Below are 20,626 nucleotides of genomic sequence, written 5' to 3'. Positions count from 1 at the left end.
ACTCATTTATAGTTTTCTCACTTTATAAGTGAGGAAAAAATAATGTCGTTAGCAATGATTATTAGCCAGCCGGGTGGACCTGAGGTTCTTAAAGCGGTGGAAAGAGAGCTAGTCAGTCCCGGTCCCGATGAAGTCAGTATCAGACACGAAATAATCGGCGTGAATTTTGTTGACATCTATTTTCGCTCAGGGCTCTACCCTCAGCCCTATCCCCAGGCGGTGCCTGGTTTTGAAGGGGCCGGAGTCGTCACAGCAACGGGCAGTAACGTCAGGTCCTTTGCAGCAGGAGACCGCGTTGCCTATACGGGAAATCCGATGGGCGCTTATGCTGAATGTCGCAATATACCTGCCAGCCGCCTTATCAGGATCCCGGATGGTGTGGACACTCGTACAGCCGGTAGTACGATGCTTCGGGGCCTTACCGCGCATATGTTACTCAACAAAGTAAGGGAAGTCAGGGCTGGCGACTGGATACTGGTTCATTCTGCTGCCGGAGGGCTGGGGCAGATAGTGACCCGCTGGGCAACGATGAAAGGTGCCAGGGTTATCGGTACAACGGGTTCACCGGAAAAAGTAGCAACGGCCCGCCTTGCTGGTGCGAGTGAAGTTTTGCTCCATACCGACGCTGCATGGCCGGACAAAGTCCGCGAGATCACGGAAGGGTATGGCGTACATCTGGCCATCGACGGTATAGGAGGAACAATGCTCTCCAGAACGCTCGGCGTGGTCCGCCCTTTTGGCACTGTCGCCAGTCTTGGACAGCCTGCCGGCCCCATACCTCCCGTGCGGGTGGAAGAACTGGGATTTGCCCGATCTATAGCACTAATGCGACCAAGTTCACTCGCCTATTCAGATGATGCTGCGCTATACAGGAAAGGGGCTTCTGACCTTATGTCAGCGCTGTCGGCAGGACTTGAAAATCACATTGGCGCTGAATTTATCCTTACCGACGCAGCAGAAGCACACCGGGTTCTGGAGGCGGGTCATACAACAGGAAGCGTCATTCTCACGGTTCAGGCTTAAGACTCGGACGTGAATGAAACAAGAGACGCAGGCATCTTTAAAGAAATGCCGTATCAGTGACGTGACGACCAGGCTGGATTTATATCCCTTAAGGACAATCGTTCATCCCTTATCGTCTCGTTCAGGTACTGCCAGGGAGATATGCAAGAAATTAGATAAAGGGGATGAGTCTGCTAAATTACTAACGTTCATACAATGTCCGCTCCCGGCACTCAGGCATTGCTTAATGCACGACGTAAACGATCGCCATGTTAAACGGCTATTTCTGACAAAGCGCGGCCCCTCTGAAGCGCCGTGAGGTCCGCTCTGAACGAAGAGCGGATCTTCAGTGCAAAAGAACAGCAAGGCCCGCCTTTGTGATTAATACTGCCTTATCTACAACTGCTGAGTTACCCAGCTACCATTTTCAGCGAAAAATACCGTCGCATCGGCTCCATTTACCAGGGATATTTGAGGAGGCATGTGACCAATATCAACATCATAGAGTACGGGCACGGCAATATTCTCAAAAGCGGCTTTAAGGGCATCCAGATAATTATGTTTAGTCGGGTCGCTTACGTCGGGTGCAGCACTTCTGCCGATAAGAACACCATTTAAGTTATCAAACCAACCCTGTAATCGTAAGCTAAATAATGCGCGTGTTAATTCACAGGGAGCCATTTCCACATTTTCAAAATAGAGGATTATTCCTTGAGGGCTATTGCTCGCCTTGAACAAGGGCACATTCCCGAATGGTGTACCTGCTAACCTGGATATTATTTCGAGGCAGCCGCCGATCAGTTTCCCGCTAAATGTCAGAGAAGATGTAACACCATCAAGGCGTTTCCACTGTGTTTTTTGGGTCAGATTGAAACCTCCGTCTGACGCTGTTCCCCATTGATTTTCATCCGCTTGAAATGCTGTTGAAGAGTACTGTTTGATTACAGTTCCCCGATTCGATTCCAGAATTTCCCATACGGCCTGAGTGGTGGCATCTAACTTTTGAGCGCCAAGATCCATGAGGTTCGGCCCATGCAAAGTAGCCCAGCCCGATATCGTCGTCAGTGGGAAATGAAGTGTACTAAGATCTGAAAAGCCCACAAACCATTTTGGTTTAGACCGGGACAACAGATCAAAATCAATCAAATCAAGTAATTCCATCGCCAGATCACCGCCCCAAGGTGGCATAACAGCTTTTATATCTGGGTCAGTAAGATAAGACATTAATTCTTCAACGCGAGAAAATTTAGTGGCGCTTTTATTTTTGTGCTGCGAGCGTAAGCAGTGTCCTTGGCGGACCTGGTAACCTCTTTTCTTTAGATTTTTTATGGCGAGTTCCAGTCTGGGATGCAGATGTTCAGGTACGCCAGAAGAGGGAGCGGTTACACCAATAACATCTCCTGGAGCCAGCCTGGGTGGAAAGAGGACACTCATGGATAAATCCTTTTCAGAACATATAGAATTCCATAATCCATAATTAAAGCCAGGATGTAAAATTAACAGGCGAACACTCCGCTTGTTTTTTCTATGAGCCTTTAAAAGGTCTGCTCATGGCACCCAAGGGACTTTACCGGCGTAGATGATGCGTCAGGCGACTAATCCTCAAAAGTGCTTACTGCTTATTCGCGGGACCGTCGGCTGATTTGGGTTGGATCATGACGACTACTCTTTTAGCTATTCCCGGTTTCCCCTTTTCAAAGCGCCATTTACTCATCATTTTCTCGATGATTTTATGTTCAAACTCCGGAGTCGTTGTCGATTCCAGTATCTTAACATTCTGAACTCTGCCATCTGAATCAACATCATACTGAATCCGCAGAGCATTCGGCAGGAGATTTCCGTTCTTATCATGAGTGGTAATTGCTGTGTTTGCAGAGGAAATGCTGCCTGAAGGTGTGCTGGCGCTGGCCGGTATACCGGCGCAGAGTGCCAGGAACAATGGCAGAATCAGGGTGAATAGTCTGATAGCTTGCATAAATCGTCCGAATTCCAAAATTAACCATGAATCTTCACGTTACCAACGGCGCGAGTGACAGGCTACCAGATGAAATGATCAGTGAATACCGCGTCTTCAGCGGCAATCCCTTTGACCTTCTTACCAGGCGCTTCGTACCACATCCATTCCCGGGGTCGTTTCGCTATCAGGACTAGTGGGAGCTGAGCGAGTGTATCAATGATTCCTTTTGCCAGCTGTCAGCTCGTCAGGGAACATGACCGAGCTAACACCCTTAAGTGATGAGAGACGACCATGGAGTTCGTCCGTAAAGGTAAAATGCGTCGTGCCCGGATTTTCAGAGATACACACTGGTACAGACAGGTGCCGGGTAACGGCCTCGAAGCGTGAGAAGACTTCGTCGTCACGGAGTGACTGGTAGCTGACCGCCGGGAGTAACAGGACATTCGCGCCAGCTGCCTGGGCATCATCAGCCAGATGTAGAATGGCGTCGATACGGACCGATCCCACACAGACCATAACCGGGATGTCCCCGGCATGCTGTTTTGCCAGAGTGGCTACGCGCTTGCGCTGCTCCCGGGTCAGATAGGCGTAGCGTGCGGTTGACCCCAGGATGCCCATAGAATCAACCCGAGCATCTGTACGGCGGGAAAGCATATGGCTGAACCCCTTTTCATCCACGCCGCTGGCGGCTATTGGGGTTAATGGAAACGCCGATAACCGCTAAACATACCTGTTTCTCCTGAAGGATATTACTGCTGTTGTTCTTCGATGAGAGCAACGTCAAACCACAGGCCGGGCATCATTTTTTCCAGGCCGTCGGTCAGCATCTTCCCGGCTTCGTGCAGTTTCTCCAGCGGCATCTGCGGCAGGCTTTCCAGAATGAACCACATTTGCTGAGCGTCCACGCCCAGACGGGTTCTGATCCCCTGTCGCCAGTTCCAGCGGCGGCAGGTCGCGCCGGTATCATCACACCAGATAACCTCTCCTTGTGAAGGATATTCAACGGCCGTTTCACCCTCTTTGACGGTATCAAAAGGCTCTGTTCCGTTTGCCACAGCCAGACGTGGTGACCCCTGATAGGCAGAGATATTCTCCCCACCAACCGGTACGGCGTAGCGGAGACTCACGGCGTTATAAAGATCAACGATGGGATCGAGCGCGGGCATCGTTCCGTCACGTAATACGCGCTTACGTAACGCATCAGCTGAGCAAGGGGTGCGTTTAGGTTTAGCACCAAACTTTTGAAAAACGTCGGCCCAGGCTGCCAGATGAGATCCCGCCCATTCCGGTTCGCCGGCCACAACGGCTTCACAGGCTTCCCGCAGCGCGATTTCTCCAGCGTCGGGATGAAGCACTGGCGCAGCTTTTACGCAGATACTGAGTGCCCGAAAACCTGGGGCAATACGATAAATTTCAGGGGCAATTGACGGAGAGACGGTTAACACGTGATAATCCTTTAATGACTAATTTATTCTATGATAATGACCGATGACCAAAAAAGTCAATTTAATGACCGATGCAAATGCTATCGTCAACACGGTGAATGAAGCCGTATCTCAGCGAATTAAACAGTATCGTAAGCAAAAGAAAATCTCCCTCGATGAACTCTCCCGTCGAGCCGGCGTCAGCAAGGGAGCGCTGGTTGAGATAGAAGGATGCCGGGCCAATCCCAGCATTGCTCTGTTATGCCGCCTGGCTACCGCGATGGGGGTTTCGGTGGCTGATTTTGTGGATGTCAGTTCCAAACCGACTGTGCATCTCATTGCTGAAGATGAGATCCCAGAATTGTGGGAAGGTGAAAAAGGCGGGAGAGCAAGACTGCTCGCAGGGTCGGGTGGGCCTGATATGACCGAGCTCTGGATGTGGGAAATGCAGCCGGGGGAAAAGTTTGCTTCACCGGGCCACACGGAAGGAACGCTTGAACTGTTTTATGTTCAGTCGGGCATGCTCACATTGGGGGTAAAGGACCATTTGTATCGGGTAAAAACCGGCTGTTCGGCAACGGCCAGAACGGACGTTCCTCATTTCTACGAAAACCAGGGGGAGAGCCCGCTGGTATTTATCATGACAGTACATGAGAAAACATCCTGAGTGGTTGCCCGGTATGCCTGTAGGGCTTGTCTCATCAAAGCAAGTTTGCAAGGAGTCGTTTAGTGGATAATCAGCATCTGCGTTTTACCCAAGGCCAGTTTACTGTCACAACCGATCCCGCCTTTTTTCAGCAGGAAGCCATTCACGATTACCTCTCGCAATCGTCCTGGGCGCCTGGCATTGATGCTGAAACGGTCAGAATATCAATCCAGAACAGCCTTTGTTTTGCGCTTCTGGATGGAACAAGACAAATCGGCTTCGCCCGTCTGGTCACCGACTATGCCACTTTTGGTTATTTGTGCGACGTCTACGTGCTGAACGAGTATCAGAAAAGTGGTCTTGGTCGTTGGCTGATTGAATGCTGTCACGCCCATCCCGTGATGTCACGCCTGCGACGGATAATGCTGGTAACCTCTAGCGCGCCCTGGCTATACCAGAAGCTGGGGTATAACCCATTGAACCAACCAGATTTTGTCTGGCAAATCAATCGACCCGATATTTATCGTCAACCCGGGCAAAAGTAAGACTATTTTTTGAGAGTAATGATAAATGTTAATCCGTAGGGCCCGTCCCTCTGATGCAGAAGAGCTTGCCATTTTAGCCGAACGCACCTTTAGAAAAACGTTTGAAGCGGGTAATACTCAGAAGGATATGGAGCTTCACTGCCAGGCAAGTTATTCAACAGATACTCAGTTGCAAGAAATCCTCAGAGAAGACTGGATTACATTAGTCTGCGAATACGAAAGCAAACTGATAGGGTATGCCCAACTGAGGTGGGAAGCATTTCCTCCCTGTGTAAATAGCATTCACGCCGGGGAAATCCTGAGTCTGTATATCGATGAACCTTATCATGGCAAAGGTTTTGCACAAGCGCTGATACACAAGTGCTTTGCTGAATTTGCGGCACAGGGATCGGATATTGTCTGGTTAGGTGTCTGGGAACATAACCCAAGGGCAATCTCTTTTTACCGTAAGCTTGGGTTTACCGAGGTGGGTGAACATATCTTCCAGGTTGGGACAGATCCCCAGAGAGATATCATTATGAAACGCTCAACGGGTGTTAGCTGAACAAACATTACGACGTCCGCTCTGGCACACAGCAGGCGTGATCGACACCAGGAGACGTCACGCGCTAGCGGCTAAGCGTAGCGCCGGCTCGGAAAATCCCGGATGGCGGCGCGTGGCGCCTTATCCGGCTACGCGGTTGTGCCACTCTTGTGCCGTTATTTTGCCGGGTGGCGGCTGCGCCTGACCCGGCCTACAAAAACAGGGCCGCCCGTACTCTTCTGGTGGCATGCCCCTGGCCCGCGCCTGCGCAGCGCCGCCGGGCTGTTACTGCGCCTGCTGCTGCGCTTGCGCCAGCTGGCGGACGATCGCCTCGCGCCGCGCATCCCCTTCCGGCAGCCGGGCCAGTAACGCCTGCAAGGCTGCCACGGCTTCGGGGTAATCTTCATTACGCACCGCGCTCAGGGCCAGCATCTCCAGCACCGGCAGGCTGTTCGGCTGCCGCTGATGCAGGTCACGCAGCAGCAACTCGCCCATCCGAACCTGACCGCTATCCCCCGCCCGCACCAGCGCGCTGGCGTAATCGAAAGCCGCCGCCGGGTCATCCGCCGCCAGATCATGCGCCCGGCCAAAGGCGCCGATCGCTGTCTCGCCATCGTTCAACAACAGGCCAAGACGCCCAAGCAGCTGCCAGCCGGCGAGGTCGTTCGGCGTAGTCTGCAGATGGCTGCGCAGGCCAAGCCGCAGCTCCGCCAGCTCATCCATACGCAGCGGCGGCGCCGTCGGGTCCTTAACCTGCTGCAATAGCGCAGGATAATGCCGTTCAGCCTGCTGCCAGAGCAGCACCTGGCCAATATCGCTGGTTTTCAGATACAGGCCCAGACTCAGAACCACCAGCAGCAGCGCGCCCGGAAGCAGCGCCCAGCGGCTTAGCGGCCGTTCGCCAGGCTGTGCCTGGGGCGGAATATCCGTCAGCAGCGTGCGCTGCAGCTCGACGACCAGCGCCGGGTTGTCCTCGCCGCGCTCCTGCGCCAGCTCCTGCAGGCGCGACTGGTACAGGACGCGGTTGAGGGCATCGCGGTCCACCGCCCCTTTGCCCGGCCACGGGTAATAAAGCAGCCCCAGCGCGCCAGCCAGCAGCAGCGCGACGATAACCACCAACAGGCTCATCGTTCTTTTCCTTCTTTCAATAATGCCTCCAGACGCTGGCGCTCTTCAGCGCTGAGCGCCGCGTCAGGAATGTCGCGACGACGCGCGCGGGCGATAATCACCCCCGCGCCCGCCAGCACGAACAGCCCCGGCCCCAGCCACAGCAGCACCGTGCCCGCGGTCAGCGGCGGCTCGTAGCTGACAAAATGACCGTAGCGGGCCACCATATAGTCAACGATCTGCCCTTTCGTTTTCCCCTGCTGCATCAGCTCGTACACCTTCTGCCGCATATCAGCGGCAATCATCGCGTTTGAGTCGGCGATGCTGTTGTTCTGGCATTTCGGGCAGCGCAGCTGGGAGGTGATCTCGCGGAAGGCCTGCTCCTGGGCCTCATCCTTAAACTGCCAGGTGTCGATGGCGGCCCACGCCTGGCCGGTCAGCATCAGCGCCAGCAGGATGACCATTGCACATCTCATCAGCCCGCCCTCCGGTTGTATTGATCCCACAGCGGCTGGAGCTCCTCGCGCCACACCCGTTCGTTCAGGTCGCCGGCGTGCCGCCAGCGGATGATGCCCTGACCGTCGATGAGAAACGTCTCCGGCGCGCCATAGACCCCGAGATCCAGGCCAAGCATGCCGTTGCCATCGTAGAGGCTCAGCATGTACGGGTTCCCCAGGCGCTGCAGCCAGCTCATCGCCTTCTGCCGATCGTCTTTGTAGTTCATCCCCACCACCCGCACGCCCTGCTGCGCCAGGCCGTTGAGAAACTGATGCTCGGCGCGACAGGTTGGACACCAGGTGGCCCAGACGTTAAGCAGCAGCGGCTTGCCGTCAATCAGCGTGCGCCGGTCCAGCGTCTGGCCGGGGGTATTCAGCGCTTCAAGGCGAAATTCCGGCAGCGGTTTGCCAATCAGCGCCGACTCGAGGGTCGTCGGGTCATCGCCATCGGCGTTGCGCATCAGTTGCCAGAACAGCGCAGCGGCCAGTGCCAGAAACAGCACCAGCGGGATAAACAGTAGCTTCCGGTTCATGAGGCCTCCTGCAGCTTCTTACGCATCCGGTAGCGCGGGTCGAGCATGCAGCACAGACCGCCGAGGGCCATCAGTACCCCGCCGTACCAGATCCAGCGAACGAACGGTTTATAGTACAGACGCACCGCCCAGCTGCCGTCGCTCAGCTCTTCCCCCAGCGCGGCGTACAGATCGCGGGTCAGCCCGCCGCTGATCGCCGCCTCGGTCATCATCATCCGGCTGGCGGTGTAAAAGCGCTTCTCGGCATACAGCGTCGCTTCCGGGCGGCCGTTGCGGGTCACGGCAATAATGCCTTCGCCGCCGGTCCAGTTGGGGCCGACGATATTGCGCACGCCGTTAAACACAAAGTGATAGTGATGGATATCGATACTGTCGCCGGGGCGCATCCGTACATCGCGTTCCACGCTGTAGTTCTGGCTGAAGGTGATGCCGATAACGGTCACCGCCACGCCGACGTGGCCGAGCACCATCCCCCACTGGCTGCGGGTCAGAGTGCGCAGGCCGCGCCAGAAGCCGTGGCGATGGGTGGCCCGTTCGTGAACCTCCATCAGGGCGAAGATCAGCACCCACAGGGCCATCATCAGGCCGATGATCGCCATGGCGGTGATACGGTCCTGCAGCAGCCACGGCAGCGCCAGAGAAAGTGACAACGTCACCACCAGGGCAATAATCAGGCGTTTAATCTGCCTGGCGACGTCATCGCGCCGCCAGCGGATCAGCGGTCCCAGCCCCAGCAGCAGCGCAAAAGGCGCCATCAGGGCGGTGAACATGGTATTGAAGAACGGCTCGCCAATGGAGATGCTGCCGAGGCCCAGCTCTTTATGCACCAGCGGCAGCAGCGTTCCGAGGAGCACCACCAGCATCGCGGCCATCAGCAAGATATTGTTGCCAAGCAGGAACGACTCGCGCGACCACAGCGTATGTTCCACCCGCGCCCGCACCCGGCCGCCCTTCAGGGCGTACAGCAGCAGCGATCCGCCGATGGCGACAATCAGCAGTACCAGAATAAACAGCCCGCGCGACGGATCCGAGGCGAAGGCATGCACTGAGACCAGCACCCCGGAGCGCACCAGGAAGGTGCCCAGCAGACACAGAGAGAAGGCGGCGATGGCCAGCAGCACCGTCCAGGCGCGGAAACTGCCGCGCTTCTCGGTCACCGCCAGGGAGTGTAACAGCGCGGTCCCCACCAGCCACGGCATAAACGAGGCGTTTTCCACCGGGTCCCAGAACCACCAGCCGCCCCAGCCCAGTTCGTAATAGGCCCACGCCGAGCCCAGCACGATGCCGAGGGTGAGGAACATCCATGCCGCCTGGGTCCAGGGACGCGACCAGCGCGCCCAGGCAGTATCCAGCCGCCCCGCCAACAGCGAGGCGATGGCAAAGGCGAAAGCCACCGAGAAGCCGACGTAACCCATATAGAGGATCGGCGGATGGAAAATCATGCCGATATCCTGCAACAGGGGATTGAGGTCGCGGCCATCAATGGGGTACTGCGGCAGGCCGCGGCTGAACGGGTTGGAGGTAAAGAGGATAAACAGCAGGAACCCAAAGGCGATCATCCCCATCACCGCCAGCACCCGGGCGACGGCGTCGAGCGGCATCCGGCGGCTGAAGAGGGCGACGGCGAAGGTCCAGACGCTGAGCAGCAGGACCCACAGCAGCAGCGAGCCCTCGTGCGCCCCCCAGGTCGCCGCCACCCGATACCACACCGGCAGCGCGCTGTTAGAGTTTTCCGCCACGTAGCGGACGGTAAAGTCATTGACCACGAAGGCGTGCACCAGCAGCAGGAAGGCGCCGCCGATACAGGCGAACAGCCCACAGGCCAGCGGCCGGGCCAGGGCCATCAGCCGCCGGTCCTGCCGCGCCGCGCCCCACAGGGGATAGACGCTCAGGAGCAGCGCCAGCCCCGCCGCCAGACACAATAAAAAGTTGCCCAGCTCCGGCATCATGGCTGCGCCCCCGTTTTCTCCGGCGTCATGGCGTTTTTCACCTCCGGCGGCGTGTAATTTTCATCATGCTTGGCCAGTACCTGCTGGGCGGTGATATGCCGCTCGCCGTCCAGCACGCCCTGGGCCACCACACCCTGCCCTTCACGAAACAGGTCCGGCAGAATGCCCTTATAGCTGACGTCCACCACCCCGCGGGCGTCATACAGCTTAAAGCGCACGTCGAGGGTTTGCGGGTCGCGCTGCAGGGAGCCCGGCTGAACGTAGCCCCCCACCCGCAGCCGCTGCCCGGTATGGGGCAGCGCCCGGGTTTCCGTTTTGCCGTAGATAATTTCCCCCGGGGTGTAGAACAGATCGATATTGCTGCTCAGGGCGTACAGCGTCAGGCTGACGGTCAGCCCGAGGCCGGCGAGCACCGCCAGCACGATATACAGCCGGGTTTTACGACGCGCTTGCATCCGCGGCCTCCTTGTCGTGTTCGCGGGCGGCAGCGATCCGCCGCTCGCGCGCCTGCTGGCGTCGTACCTCATGGAACAGCGCCCGCCGCGCCCACAGAGTGTGCACCGTCAGCAAGCCAAAGGCGGCGACCGCCACGGCCACCGCCAGCCAGACGTACACGGCATAGCCGCCCATATTCAGGAAGGCGGCGAAAGACGAAAAAGCGGGGCTCATCGGGCAGCTCCTTTATTCACCAGCGCCACCACCCACGGTCGACGACGCTCCAGCTGCAGGATCAGGTTACGCAGGCGCATCAGGGTCAGCGTGACCGACAGCATGAGGAAGGCAAAGATGCAGATCCGCAGCGGCAGACGCATGCTTGGGTCGATGGTTTGCTGCAGGTTGGTCGAGCCCTGGTGCAGGGTGTTCCACCAGTAGACCGAGTAATGAATGATGGGCAGATTGACCACCCCGACCAGGACGAGGATCCCGGCCGCGCGCCCGGCCAGCCGCCGGTCGTCAAAGGCGTGCCACAGGGCGATGACTCCGGCGTAAAGAAACAGCAGCACCAGCTCTGAGGTCAGGCGGGCGTCCCAGATCCACCAGGTTCCCCACATCGGCTTACCCCATGCCGCGCCGCTGACCAGTGCCACCAGGGTGCAGACCGCCCCCACCGGCGCCAGGGCGGCGATCGCCAGGTCGGCCATTTTGATCTGCCAGACCACCCCGACGAAGGCCGCGACGGCCATCGCCAGGTACAGCCCCATCGACCACATCGCCGCCGGGACGTGAAGGTACATGATCCGATAGCTTTCCCCCTGCTGATAGTCCGCGGGGGCGAAGCCAAAGCCCCACCCCAGGCCGATGACCAGCAACAGCGCGCTCAACGCCGCCAGCCAGGGGATCCAGCATCCGCACAGACGGTACAGCCGCTCGGGGATCGCCAGTTGATGTAACGCTTTCCACATAGACGCTTACTCACACGGTTATGATAGCCGCGCCCGCAGGCGCAGCGAATTATTGCACGGTCAGCCGCAGCGCGGCGGCGGTGGCGAACGGGCACAGGGTGGCGCTGGCGGTTAAGAACGCCGCCAGCATCGCCAGATAGCCGCTAACCGGGAGCCCAGCGGCCGCCGCCTGACAGGCCGCGGTGGCGAAAATCAGCAGCGGCACCGCCAGCGGCAGCACCAGCAGGCTCAGCAGGACGCCGCCGCGCTTCAGACCGACCGTCAGGCCAACCCCCACCGCGCCGAGAAAACTGAGCGTCGGGGTGCCGAGCAGCAAGGTCAGCGCCAGCACGCCGGCATCGTGCAGACTCATCCCCAGCAGCAGCGCCGCCAGCGGCGAGACGATCAGCAGCGGCAGGCCGCTCATCATCCAGTGGGCAACCACCTTCACCAGCACAACCGCCACCAGCGGCGTCGGCAGGAGCATCAGTTGCTCCAGGGAACCGTCCTGCCAGTCGTCGCGAAACAACCGATCCATCACCAGCAGCGCCGCCAGCAGCGCGGCGACCCACACCACGCCCGGCGCAATCTGCGCCAGCAGCTGTGGCGCGGCGCCGACGCCGAACGGAAACAGGGTGATGACGATCAGAAAGAACCAGAGCGGATTGAGGATCTCCGCCCCGCTGCGCCACGCCAGGCGCAGTTCCCGGGCCAACAGCGCTCGCATCATTGCCCGCCTCCCGCGTCGCCGCCGAGGCGCAGGGTGCGCAACGGACAGCGCAGCGGCCGCAGCGGCTGATGAGTGGTGAGGATCGCGCTTCCCCCCTGCCGGGCGTGCTGCTCCAGGCGGCGGGTCAGGGTTTCCATCGCCGTGGCGTCGAGCGCTGTGAACGGCTCATCGAGGATCCACAGCGGCGCGTCGGTTAACCACAGGCGGGTCAGCGCCACCCGCCGCTGCTGCCCGGCGGAGAGCTGGCTCAAGGGGAGGTCTTCATAGCCCGCCAGGCCGACGGCGGCGAGGGCGCTTTCCCGCTGCTGAAGGCGGCTGGATGGAAAGAAGAAACGCAGGTTTTCATCGGCGGTCAGCGCCGCGTTGACGCCGGGTTTATGGCCCAGCCACAGCAACTGACGATGAAATGACTCCCGGACCTTCGCCAGCGGCTGCCCCTGCCAGCTCACCACCCCGCTTTCCGGGCGCGCCAGGCCGCAAAGGATCCGCAGCAGCGAGGTTTTCCCCGCGCCGTTATCACCGGCGACCTGCAGCAGCTCGCCGGCAGCGAGGGACAGCGTCAGCGCCGCAAATAGCGGTCGATCGTCAACGATGCAGGTCAGTCGCTCTGCATGCAGCATGAAGGCAAACTCCTTGATTCAGACAGTATTTTACGTCGTGGCTAAGTATGGGTTGCGCCGCGCGGGCGACGCAACCCTGACGATTACTGTCCGGCCCCCGGCAGCTTCGAGATATCGGCGTTGCCTAACGCCTTCTCATCGTGCGCTGCGGTCTCCTTACGCACCTTCGCCACATCGCTGGCGCTGACCGCCGGCGCATTGTTGCCCCAACTGGTGCGGATGAAGTTGACCACATCCGCCACCTGCTGGTCGTCCAGACGCCAGCCGAACGACGGCATGGTCAGGTTGGAGACCGCATCTTTCACCGCCGGCGTGGTGCTCCCGGTCAGAACGATATGGATAAGCGAAGTGGCATCTTCGGTCTGTACCACCGGGTTGCCCTTCAGCGACGGGAAGGCGCGTTTATAGCCCGCGCCGTCGGTGCGGTGGCAGGCGGCGCAGTTATCAACGTACAGCGCGGCGCCGGTTTTGCTGTCGTTACCCTTCCACAGATCTTTCGCCACGCTGTCTTCCACCGGGGCTGGGGTCTGTTTGCCGCCGCGCGGCGGGAGCGACTTCAGATAGCGGGCGATGGCGGTGATGTCGTCATCAGAAAGATACTGCAGACTGTGCTCCACCACATCGCTCATGCCGCCGAAGACCACCGATTTATCGTTGCGTCCGGTTTTCAGGAACTCGGCCAGCTCAGCCTCGCTCCAGGTCCCCAGACCGTCGCGGTTTTCGCCGCGCAGGCTGGAGGCGACCCAGCCGTCAATCGGCGCATTGCTGCCCGCCAGGTAATCATCGCCTTCGCTTTCGCTGAGCGCTTTTTCCTGCATCGTCAGACTGCGCGGGGTATGGCAGGCACCGCAGTGGCCCAGGCCTTCCACCAGATAGCGGCCGCGCTCCAGCACCGGGTCAACCTGCGGGTTGGCGACAAAGTCGCTCGGCGTCGGGGCGAAGATGCCGCGCCAGAACGCCAGCGGCCAGCGCATCGACAGCGGCCACGGGATGTCGGTGTCCTTTTTGGCGGCATTCACCGGTTCCACGCCATGCATAAAGTAGGCGTACATGGCGCGCATGTCCGCTTCACTGATCCGCGCGAACGAGGGATACGGCATCGCCGGATAGAGCGTGGAACCGTCTTTCCGCACGCCCTTGCGCACCGCGTCGTCGAACTCTTCGAAGGTGTACCCGCCGATGCCGTGTTCTTTATCCGGCGTGATATTGGTGGAGTAGATGGTGCCGATCGGCGTCTCCATCGGCAAACCGCCGGCGAAAGGTTTCCCCGCTTTGCCGTTGGTGTGGCAGGCGACACAGTCCCCCGCCCGCGCCAGATACTCCCCCTGCTTAATCAGATTGCTGTCCGCAGGCGCCTCTTCGGCAAAAGCCGCGCAGCTCAATGCCCCAAGCACCAGGGCCGATAACCATTGCATTTTCATCATCTGCCTTCCTTTATGCCTGCACCAGGGGTCCCGGATTTTTCAGATACTGCTCGCGGATCGCCTTCGCTGACCAGTAGGCCAGCGCGGCCACCGTGCCGGTTGGGTTGTAGCCCAGCCCCTGCGGGAACGCGGAGGCGCCGATGACGAAGACGTTATGCACGTCCCAGCTTTGCAGATAACGGTTCACGGCGCTGGTTTTCGGATCTTCCCCCATTACCGCCCCGCCATTCATATGGGTGGTCTGGTAGGTGGTGGTATCAAAGTGGCTGTTGGCGTTTTTCGGGCTGCCGAGGATATATTTCGGCTTCATCGCTTTGGCGATCGGCGCCATCTTATCGAACATAAACTGCGCCATCTTGATGTCGTTTTCCTGCCAGTCGAAGGTCATGCGCAGCAGCGGCTGGCCGAAGACGTTTTTGTAGTTCGGATCAAGATCGAGGTAGTTCTGCCGATAGGACTGGTGCGCGCCGTGGGCATCCATCGACAGGTGATGGGTGTAGGTATCGGCAACCGCCGCTTTCCACTTGCTGCCCCACGCCGGGGTGCCCGGCGGTACCGGGAAACCGGAGATGGGCTTGGTCCCGGCCTGGTTGACCCAGAATGGTGAACCGCCCACAAAGCCCGCCGCGCCGTGGTCGAAGTTGTCGGCGTTGAAGTCGTCGACCCCGACGCCGTTGCCGCCCGCGCCGATAAACGGGTTGGTATAGGTGTCTTTGTCGAAAATGGCCTTGATGGTGGTCATGTTCTGGTAGGCGAAGTTACGCCCCACCACCCCTTCGCCGGTCTCCGGATTGTACGGTTTGCCGATCCCGGAGAGCAGCATCAGGTGCACGTTGTGGAACTGGAAGGCGCCGATAATCACCAGGTCCGCCGGCTGTTCCATTTCGCGCCCCTGGCCGTCGACGTAGGTCACGCCGGTGGCGCGGGATTTGTCGTCGGTCAGGTTGACCTTCAGCACGTTGGCGTTGGTCCGCAGCTCAAAGCGTTTTTCCTGGCGCAGCGCCGGCAGGATGTTCACGTTCGGCGAGGCTTTGGAGTACATGTAGCAGGCGTAGCCGCTGCAGAAACCGCAGAAGTTGCACGGGCCCATCTGCGCGCCGTAGGGGTTGGTATAGGAGTCGGAAGTGTTGGCCGACGGCAGGTTATAGGGGTGATACCCCACTTCCAGCGCCGCTTTTTCAAACAGCTGCGCCGACCAGGTGTTTTTCTGCGCCGGCAGCGGGAAGTCGTCTGAGCGGTCCGGGGCGAAGGCGTTGCCGCCGCGGCCTTTGCCGACGACCTTGCCTTTGATCGACCAGGCGGTCCCGGAGGTGCCGAACACTTTTTCCGCTTTATCGAAGAAGGGTTCCAGCTCGTCGTAGGTGACGCCAAAATCCTGGATGATCATATCCTGGGGAATGAAGTTTTTGCCGTAGCGTTCTTCATAGTGGCTGCGCATCCGCAGTTCGATGGGATCGACGCGGAAATGGACGCCGGACCAGTGCAGCCCGGCACCGCCCACGCCGGTACCCGGCAGGAAGGCCGCCAGCTGGCGATACGGCACCGCCTGCTGGCTGGTGTTATGCCGGATGGTGACAGTGCTTTTCGACAGATCCTGGAACAGCTTGCGGCGGATGTTGTAGGTCAGCTCATCAATCACCTGCGGATAGGCGCCATCCGGCCAGGTGTCGCGCATCGGGCCGCGCTCCAGCGCGACGACGTTGAGCCCGGCTTCGGTCAGCTCTTTGGCCATGATTGCCCCAACCCAGCCGAAGCCGACGATCGCGACATCGGTTTTTTTCAATACGGTGGCCATAATTACGCCCTCTCCCCATTAATTGATACCGGCGGGAAGGGGTAGCGTTCGCCCCGTTCAACCCAGTCCATAAAGTCGGCGCGCGCGCCGGGAAAATTAATCAGCGTCCAGCCGACCATGCCTTTATTGCCGCCATGGATCGGGTCGCTGAAGAACCCTTCGCGGGTGTTCTGTAGCAGATAGGTGAAGAACAGCGAGGCCGGCAGCTGTTTGAACTCGGCTTTGCCGGATTCCCACAGGCCGAGCGCCTCGTCCTGCTGCTCGCTGCTCAGTTCAGCGAAGGTTTTATGATATTTGTCCTGGCACCACGCCTCGGCATCAGCGATCCCGAGGTTATAGATCTGTTTAGGCACCAGCGGCAGCTGATAACCCATCTCTTTCGGCACGTCGGGGTTGAAGGGCCCCTGCATATACCAGATGGAGCCGGTGGCGTAGGGGGTATTGAGCTGGCGGTCGATAAACTCCGGGACGCCGGCCTCTTTGGCGCCGGGACCGAGTTCATCCGCCGGGATTAAGCGAGCGACGGCGGCGTTGATAAACGCCCACTCACGATCGTTGAAGAACTGCGGCTTCCAGTCGCTGGCCGCCGCCGTGTTCCCGGAAGCAGGCTCAGACGCGGGGGCCGCCTGCGCGGTCGCGCTGGTGGCCACGCCAATGGCCCCTGCTCCCGCGCCGCCGATCACCACCGTCGGGATCAGCGCCATCGATTTCACCAGGAAATCACGCCTGGAATTGTTGGTTTTCTCGCTCGACATCATCACATTCCTGTCATTGAAAATTACTGTTTTTGTCGCAGACAAACCCAGTGAATGTCGTGCTGGAACCGATACCATTGCGCTTTCAAACCGCTTAGCGTCTGGCCCGGCCCGGCAAGTCGGATAAAACATCGCCAGAGGCGATATCATTTATAGGGTTATCGTTTGGATAGTAGACGATTCTCAACGAAACGCGGGAAATCGGAGAGAAATTCACCGGAATGTCATCGTGAGAAGGGTGCTGCCATAACCTTGAGGCGGTAAACCGACGGTGTTCACACCGCGCTGAGCTTACCCATGCGCCATAAAAGAGTGACTTGTATCACAAATGTTATTTTTTGTTTATGGTACATGGCAGATTAAACGTCTGTAAATACTCGTATTAGGAATAATTAAACATTTTGAGCTGTTAAAAAAGTTAATAACCGTTGTTAACTATTTTGCATCTATTTCCCGGCTAACGCGTTCAGCTGGCGATCCCCATCCACAGGAGAAGAGTAGATATGTTCGATCATGTGAAGTTCGGCGCTAGCGACTATGCCGCCAGCAAAGCGTTCTTTTTACAGGCCCTGGCCCCGCTTGGCGTAACGCTGGTTGGCGAAGGCGAGCCGACCTACGGCGCAGAGCTGGCCGGCAGCGGCGATGTCTCTCTATGCCTCTATCAAAGTGCGGAAAAACCGGCGCCGCTGCACATTGCCTTTCGCGCCGACAGCCGCGAGCAGGTCGATGCCTTCTGGCAGGCGGCGCTGGCCGCCGGAGGAAAGGACAACGGCGCGCCGGGGTTACGGCCAAACTACCACGCCAGTTACTACGCCGCCTTTGTGATTGCGCCAGACGGACACAATATTGAAGCCGTGTGCCATCTGGCGTCTTAACGGGCGGTTACCGCTGCGGAAAAATCCACACATCCTCCGCCGGGAGCGTCAGATGGCAGTGTTCGGCATCGCGCAGCGCCGTTCCGTAGGCGCGCAGCGGAAAGTCGTCGCCTTCGGTACGGAACAGGTACTCCCAGCGGTCGCCGAGGTACATGCTGGTCAGCAGCGGGAGCTGGAGGCTATTATCCTGCGCCGCGCCGTCGAGACGCAGGCGCTCGACGCGGATCACCGCCGTCGCCGGCTGGCCAACGCTGACCCCCTCGCCCGCTCGACCCCACAGCGTCCAGCTGGCGCCTTCAACCCTCGCACGACCGTTTTCCAGCGCCGTCACCTTACCGTGCAGACGGTTATTGCTGCCCATAAACTCGGCGGCGAACAGCGTCGCCGGGCTGCCGTACATCTCCTGCGGCGTCCCCTGCTGCTCAATGACGCCATTGTTCAGCAGCAGAATACGATCGGAGATGGCCATTGCTTCATTCTGATCGTGGGTGACCATCAGCGCCGACAGGCCCAGCTTGATGATCAGCTCGCGCAGAAACACCCGCGCCTCTTCGCGCAGTTTGGCGTCAAGGTTGGAGAGCGGTTCATCCAGCAGGATCACCGGCGGGTTGTAGACCAGCGCCCGGCCGATGGCCACCCGCTGCTGCTGGCCACCGGAGAGCTGGTGCGGATGGCGGTTGCCGAGGTGCCCCAGCCCCAGCTGATCCAGTACGCGCTGCACCCGCTCTTTTATCTCCCCCGCAGCCACTTTACGCAGCTTCAGCGGATAGGCCACGTTGTCGAACACCGTTTTGTGCGGCCACAGGGCATAGGACTGAAAGACCAGGCCCAGGTTACGCTCTTCGGCCGGGATCTCGCTGCGCGGCGTGCCGTCGTACACCGTGCGGTTGCCGATGGCGATCCGTCCGCTCGTCGGTTTTTCCAGCCCGGCCACCGCCCGCAGTAGCGTGGTTTTGCCGCTTCCCGAAGGCCCCAGCAGCGACACCACCTCTCCCCGGCCAAGCGTCATGGAAACCCCCTTCAGCACCGGGTTGTCGCCATAGGTGAGATGCAGATTTTCTACCGATAACTCAATCATGTAATTTCACTCCAAAGCGCAGGGCGATACCAAGGCCAATCACCACCAGCAGAATATTGATAAAGGAGAGCGCCGCGACGATATCGATGGCCCCCGCCGCCCACAGCGACACCAGCATCGAGCCGATGGTTTCGGTACCCGGCGACAGCAGATAGACGCCGGTGGAATACTCACGCTCAAAGATAAGGAACATCAGCAGCCAGGAGCCAATCAGCCCATAGCGCGACAGCGGGACGGTCACGTGGCGGGTGATCTGCCCCCGGGAAGCGCCGGTGCTGCGCGCCGCCTCCTCCAGCTCCGGGCCCACCTGCAGCAGCGTCGAAGAGATGAGCCGCAGGCCGTAAGCCATCCATACCACGGTGTAGGCCAGCCAGACGCTGAAGATGGTGTTGCGCAGCGCGCGCAAATGTACGATAAGGTGCTCCCGCAGCCAGTCGGCCACCGGCAGCGCCGAGAGCCAGCCGTGCTTCAGCGACTGATCGAGCCACATCGGCACAAACAGGAACACCCACAGAAAGGCCAGACCGGCCAGCAGCCCCGGGACCGCGCGCGGGACCAGCACGCTGTAGTCGAGAAAGCGGGTGACGTTGTCCGCTTTGCGGTGCATGGCGATACCGACAAACAGATAGCAGATCACCGCCAGCGCGCCGCCGACGATGCCGATAGCCATCGAGTTGACGATCGCCCGCAGCAGGTTGGGCTGCTGCCAGATATTGTGGAACGTCGTCAGCGACAGCTCATCCCACAGCGACACGCCGACGCCCCAGTTGGAGATAAAGGCGCGCAGCGCCACGCCGAGCAGCGGCACGCCGATGGTCACCGTCAGCCAGGCCACCACCACCGCCCCGGCCACCCAGCGCCATTTGCCCAGCGGCAGCGCCCGCGCCTGCGACGCCTTGCCCTTCATGGTGACAAAGCGGTTGGCGGTGCGCATCAGCCGCCGCTGGAGCATCACCAGCGGGATGGTGATGCAGATCAGCACCACCGCCACCGCCGCCATCAGATGGTAGGAGGGGGTGCCGAGCTTATTGGTCAGCTTGTAGAGATAGGTCGCCAGCACCATGTTGCCCTCGGGGTCGCCCAGCACCAGCATCAGACCGAAGACTTCCAGACCGAGGAAAAAGAGCAGCACGCAGGCGTAAAGAATGGATGGCCGCACCATCGGCAGACTCACCGAGGTCATCACCTGCAGCGGGGTAGCGCCGACGGTGCGCGCCGCCTCTTCCACGTCGGAACCGACGCTGCGCAGCGCCGAAGAGATATAGAGATAGGCGTGCGGCACGTGGGTTAAGCCGGCGATGACCACAATGCTGAACATCGAGTAGATATTCCACGGCACAAAGCCGATCAGCTGCTGCGCCCACTGGGAAAAGAAGCCTACCGGCCCGGCGGCCACCACGTAGCCAAAGCCCAGCACCATCGGCGAGACGAAGATCGGCACCAGGATCAGCGGCTCAATGATCCGCCGGCCGGGTAAATCGGTGCGCACCATCAGAAACGCCAAAATACCGCCCAGCGGAATGGCAATAATCACCAGGCCAAAGGCCAGAATAAAACCTGACCTTAATGCCAGATAAAAATCCGGGTCGGTAAAAATAAAGGCGAAGGCTTCCAGGCTCCAGGATTTGGAGCGGGAAAAGAACGGCGCGGAGAGAAAACTCTGCACCACAATAAATAACAGCGGGACGTAAATCACCAGCGCCGTGATGCACACCACCACGCCGCGCGGCAGCCCCTGCCACTTTCTGCGTAATACATTCATGGTTCATCCCTTTGGTCAGGAG

The 20,626-nt window shown here is 59.2% G+C and carries 22 protein-coding genes and 1 pseudogene; 5 read left to right on the top strand and 18 right to left on the bottom strand.

What is annotated here, in order from left to right; translation table 11 throughout:
• Window positions 1–42 precede the first annotated feature (42 nt).
• On the top strand, window positions 43–1,023 hold the full coding sequence (locus SP68_RS10810) for a quinone oxidoreductase family protein (protein ID WP_008804543.1): 981 nt from the start codon (window positions 43–45) through the stop codon (window positions 1,021–1,023).
• A gap of 375 nt (window positions 1,024–1,398) precedes the next feature.
• Here the strand turns inward: SP68_RS10810 and SP68_RS10805 are convergent, their stop codons facing one another.
• The 4 genes and pseudogenes from SP68_RS10805 to SP68_RS10790 all read right to left on the bottom strand — a co-directional run bounded on the left by SP68_RS10805 (window position 1,399) and on the right by SP68_RS10790 (window position 4,404).
• Entirely contained in the window at window positions 1,399–2,436 is a 1,038-nt protein-coding gene (locus SP68_RS10805; protein WP_022066441.1) for a S66 family peptidase, read from the bottom strand.
• 178 nt (window positions 2,437–2,614) lie between these two features.
• Complete coding sequence (locus tag SP68_RS10800) at window positions 2,615–2,977, bottom strand: TonB family protein (RefSeq protein ID WP_022066440.1); 363 nt, start codon at window positions 2,975–2,977, stop codon at window positions 2,615–2,617.
• 228 nt (window positions 2,978–3,205) lie between these two features.
• Window positions 3,206–3,652 (bottom strand): annotated as a pseudogene (locus SP68_RS10795) (dihydrodipicolinate synthase family protein); the annotation flags it as partial.
• A 56-nt stretch (window positions 3,653–3,708) separates the two neighbouring features.
• Complete coding sequence (locus SP68_RS10790) at window positions 3,709–4,404, bottom strand: B3/B4 domain-containing protein (protein ID WP_008804539.1); 696 nt, start codon at window positions 4,402–4,404, stop codon at window positions 3,709–3,711.
• A 43-nt stretch (window positions 4,405–4,447) separates the two neighbouring features.
• Between SP68_RS10790 and SP68_RS10785 the strand changes: the two genes are divergently transcribed.
• From SP68_RS10785 to SP68_RS10780, 3 genes are all read left to right on the top strand, one after another.
• Window positions 4,448–5,050 (top strand): helix-turn-helix domain-containing protein, encoded by a 603-nt coding sequence (locus tag SP68_RS10785; RefSeq protein WP_022066437.1) that lies wholly within the window; start codon window positions 4,448–4,450, stop codon window positions 5,048–5,050.
• Window positions 5,051–5,112: 62 nt separating this feature from the next.
• Window positions 5,113–5,574, top strand: coding sequence for a GNAT family N-acetyltransferase (locus tag SP68_RS26375; protein WP_022066436.1), 462 nt, complete (start codon window positions 5,113–5,115; stop codon window positions 5,572–5,574).
• A gap of 25 nt (window positions 5,575–5,599) precedes the next feature.
• A complete protein-coding gene (locus SP68_RS10780) occupies window positions 5,600–6,118 on the top strand; it encodes a GNAT family N-acetyltransferase (protein ID WP_040968603.1) in 519 nt (172 codons plus the stop codon).
• A gap of 264 nt (window positions 6,119–6,382) precedes the next feature.
• Here the strand turns inward: SP68_RS10780 and ccmI are convergent, their stop codons facing one another.
• The 12 genes from ccmI to SP68_RS10720 all read right to left on the bottom strand — a co-directional run bounded on the left by ccmI (window position 6,383) and on the right by SP68_RS10720 (window position 16,892).
• Complete coding sequence (gene ccmI / locus SP68_RS28720; protein ID WP_040968604.1) at window positions 6,383–7,225, bottom strand: c-type cytochrome biogenesis protein CcmI; 843 nt, start codon at window positions 7,223–7,225, stop codon at window positions 6,383–6,385.
• A complete protein-coding gene (locus tag SP68_RS10770) occupies window positions 7,222–7,668 on the bottom strand; it encodes a cytochrome c-type biogenesis protein (protein ID WP_162499962.1) in 447 nt (148 codons plus the stop codon). The genes ccmI and SP68_RS10770 overlap by 4 nt, the downstream gene beginning before the upstream one ends.
• Before the next feature lie 11 nt (window positions 7,669–7,679).
• Window positions 7,680–8,234: a DsbE family thiol:disulfide interchange protein gene (locus SP68_RS10765; protein WP_008804532.1), complete on the bottom strand. Its 555-nt coding sequence runs from the start codon at window positions 8,232–8,234 to the stop codon at window positions 7,680–7,682.
• Window positions 8,231–10,183: a heme lyase CcmF/NrfE family subunit gene (locus SP68_RS10760; protein WP_032735830.1), complete on the bottom strand. Its 1,953-nt coding sequence runs from the start codon at window positions 10,181–10,183 to the stop codon at window positions 8,231–8,233. Before SP68_RS10760 ends, SP68_RS10765 begins: the two co-directional genes overlap by 4 nt.
• Window positions 10,180–10,638, bottom strand: a complete 459-nt coding sequence (gene ccmE / locus SP68_RS10755; RefSeq protein WP_004143391.1) for a cytochrome c maturation protein CcmE — start codon at window positions 10,636–10,638, stop codon at window positions 10,180–10,182. Before ccmE ends, SP68_RS10760 begins: the two co-directional genes overlap by 4 nt.
• Window positions 10,622–10,852 (bottom strand): heme exporter protein CcmD, encoded by a 231-nt coding sequence (gene ccmD, locus SP68_RS10750; RefSeq protein WP_002908220.1) that lies wholly within the window; start codon window positions 10,850–10,852, stop codon window positions 10,622–10,624. The genes ccmE and ccmD overlap by 17 nt, the downstream gene beginning before the upstream one ends.
• Entirely contained in the window at window positions 10,849–11,586 is a 738-nt protein-coding gene (locus SP68_RS10745; protein WP_008804529.1) for a heme ABC transporter permease, read from the bottom strand. Before SP68_RS10745 ends, ccmD begins: the two co-directional genes overlap by 4 nt.
• 49 nt (window positions 11,587–11,635) lie before the next feature.
• A complete protein-coding gene (gene ccmB, locus SP68_RS10740; protein ID WP_012967964.1) occupies window positions 11,636–12,295 on the bottom strand; it encodes a heme exporter protein CcmB in 660 nt (219 codons plus the stop codon).
• Entirely contained in the window at window positions 12,292–12,915 is a 624-nt protein-coding gene (gene ccmA, locus SP68_RS10735) for a cytochrome c biogenesis heme-transporting ATPase CcmA (RefSeq protein ID WP_012541448.1), read from the bottom strand. The genes ccmB and ccmA overlap by 4 nt, the downstream gene beginning before the upstream one ends.
• Before the next feature lie 83 nt (window positions 12,916–12,998).
• A complete protein-coding gene (locus tag SP68_RS10730) occupies window positions 12,999–14,339 on the bottom strand; it encodes a c-type cytochrome (protein WP_162499959.1) in 1,341 nt (446 codons plus the stop codon).
• A 10-nt stretch (window positions 14,340–14,349) separates the two neighbouring features.
• On the bottom strand, window positions 14,350–16,134 hold the full coding sequence (locus SP68_RS10725; protein ID WP_002908285.1) for a GMC family oxidoreductase: 1,785 nt from the start codon (window positions 16,132–16,134) through the stop codon (window positions 14,350–14,352).
• A 2-nt stretch (window positions 16,135–16,136) separates the two neighbouring features.
• Window positions 16,137–16,892: a gluconate 2-dehydrogenase subunit 3 family protein gene (locus SP68_RS10720; RefSeq protein ID WP_004175724.1), complete on the bottom strand. Its 756-nt coding sequence runs from the start codon at window positions 16,890–16,892 to the stop codon at window positions 16,137–16,139.
• A gap of 500 nt (window positions 16,893–17,392) precedes the next feature.
• Between SP68_RS10720 and SP68_RS10715 the strand changes: the two genes are divergently transcribed.
• Window positions 17,393–17,764: a VOC family protein gene (locus SP68_RS10715; RefSeq protein ID WP_023297790.1), complete on the top strand. Its 372-nt coding sequence runs from the start codon at window positions 17,393–17,395 to the stop codon at window positions 17,762–17,764.
• Window positions 17,765–17,771: 7 nt separating this feature from the next.
• Here SP68_RS10715 and SP68_RS10710 read toward each other — a convergent pair whose 3' ends face one another.
• Window positions 17,772–18,842: an ABC transporter ATP-binding protein gene (locus tag SP68_RS10710; RefSeq protein ID WP_008804521.1), complete on the bottom strand. Its 1,071-nt coding sequence runs from the start codon at window positions 18,840–18,842 to the stop codon at window positions 17,772–17,774.
• Window positions 18,835–20,604, bottom strand: coding sequence for an ABC transporter permease (locus tag SP68_RS10705; protein WP_040968606.1), 1,770 nt, complete (start codon window positions 20,602–20,604; stop codon window positions 18,835–18,837). The genes SP68_RS10710 and SP68_RS10705 overlap by 8 nt, the downstream gene beginning before the upstream one ends.
• Window positions 20,605–20,626: the final 22 nt, after the last annotated feature.

This window comes from Klebsiella variicola (assembly GCF_000828055.2).
Classification (GTDB): Bacteria; Pseudomonadota; Gammaproteobacteria; order Enterobacterales; family Enterobacteriaceae; genus Klebsiella; species Klebsiella variicola.
Note: the sequence above shows the minus strand (reverse complement) of the source record. Positions and strands in the feature narration are given on the sequence as shown.

Bases quoted from the DNA above. Each gene is read 5' to 3' on its own strand.
- SP68_RS10810 (WP_008804543.1), top strand. From the start codon at position 43: ATGTCGTTAGCAATGATTATTAGCCAGCCGGGTGGACCTGAGGTTCTT.
- SP68_RS10805 (WP_022066441.1), bottom strand. From the start codon at position 2,436: ATGAGTGTCCTCTTTCCACCCAGGCTGGCTCCAGGAGATGTTATTGGT.
- SP68_RS10800 (WP_022066440.1), bottom strand. From the start codon at position 2,977: ATGCAAGCTATCAGACTATTCACCCTGATTCTGCCATTGTTCCTGGCA.
- SP68_RS10785 (WP_022066437.1), top strand. From the start codon at position 4,448: ATGACCAAAAAAGTCAATTTAATGACCGATGCAAATGCTATCGTCAAC.
- SP68_RS10780 (WP_040968603.1), top strand. From the start codon at position 5,600: ATGTTAATCCGTAGGGCCCGTCCCTCTGATGCAGAAGAGCTTGCCATT.
- ccmI (WP_040968604.1), bottom strand. From the start codon at position 7,225: ATGAGCCTGTTGGTGGTTATCGTCGCGCTGCTGCTGGCTGGCGCGCTG.
- SP68_RS10770 (WP_162499962.1), bottom strand. From the start codon at position 7,668: ATGGTCATCCTGCTGGCGCTGATGCTGACCGGCCAGGCGTGGGCCGCC.
- SP68_RS10765 (WP_008804532.1), bottom strand. From the start codon at position 8,234: ATGAACCGGAAGCTACTGTTTATCCCGCTGGTGCTGTTTCTGGCACTG.
- SP68_RS10760 (WP_032735830.1), bottom strand. From the start codon at position 10,183: ATGATGCCGGAGCTGGGCAACTTTTTATTGTGTCTGGCGGCGGGGCTG.
- ccmE (WP_004143391.1), bottom strand. From the start codon at position 10,638: ATGCAAGCGCGTCGTAAAACCCGGCTGTATATCGTGCTGGCGGTGCTC.
- ccmD (WP_002908220.1), bottom strand. From the start codon at position 10,852: ATGAGCCCCGCTTTTTCGTCTTTCGCCGCCTTCCTGAATATGGGCGGC.
- SP68_RS10745 (WP_008804529.1), bottom strand. From the start codon at position 11,586: ATGTGGAAAGCGTTACATCAACTGGCGATCCCCGAGCGGCTGTACCGT.
- ccmB (WP_012967964.1), bottom strand. From the start codon at position 12,295: ATGATGCGAGCGCTGTTGGCCCGGGAACTGCGCCTGGCGTGGCGCAGC.
- ccmA (WP_012541448.1), bottom strand. From the start codon at position 12,915: ATGCTGCATGCAGAGCGACTGACCTGCATCGTTGACGATCGACCGCTA.
- SP68_RS10730 (WP_162499959.1), bottom strand. From the start codon at position 14,339: ATGATGAAAATGCAATGGTTATCGGCCCTGGTGCTTGGGGCATTGAGC.
- SP68_RS10725 (WP_002908285.1), bottom strand. From the start codon at position 16,134: ATGGCCACCGTATTGAAAAAAACCGATGTCGCGATCGTCGGCTTCGGC.
- SP68_RS10720 (WP_004175724.1), bottom strand. From the start codon at position 16,892: ATGATGTCGAGCGAGAAAACCAACAATTCCAGGCGTGATTTCCTGGTG.
- SP68_RS10715 (WP_023297790.1), top strand. From the start codon at position 17,393: ATGTTCGATCATGTGAAGTTCGGCGCTAGCGACTATGCCGCCAGCAAA.
- SP68_RS10710 (WP_008804521.1), bottom strand. From the start codon at position 18,842: ATGATTGAGTTATCGGTAGAAAATCTGCATCTCACCTATGGCGACAAC.
- SP68_RS10705 (WP_040968606.1), bottom strand. From the start codon at position 20,604: ATGAATGTATTACGCAGAAAGTGGCAGGGGCTGCCGCGCGGCGTGGTG.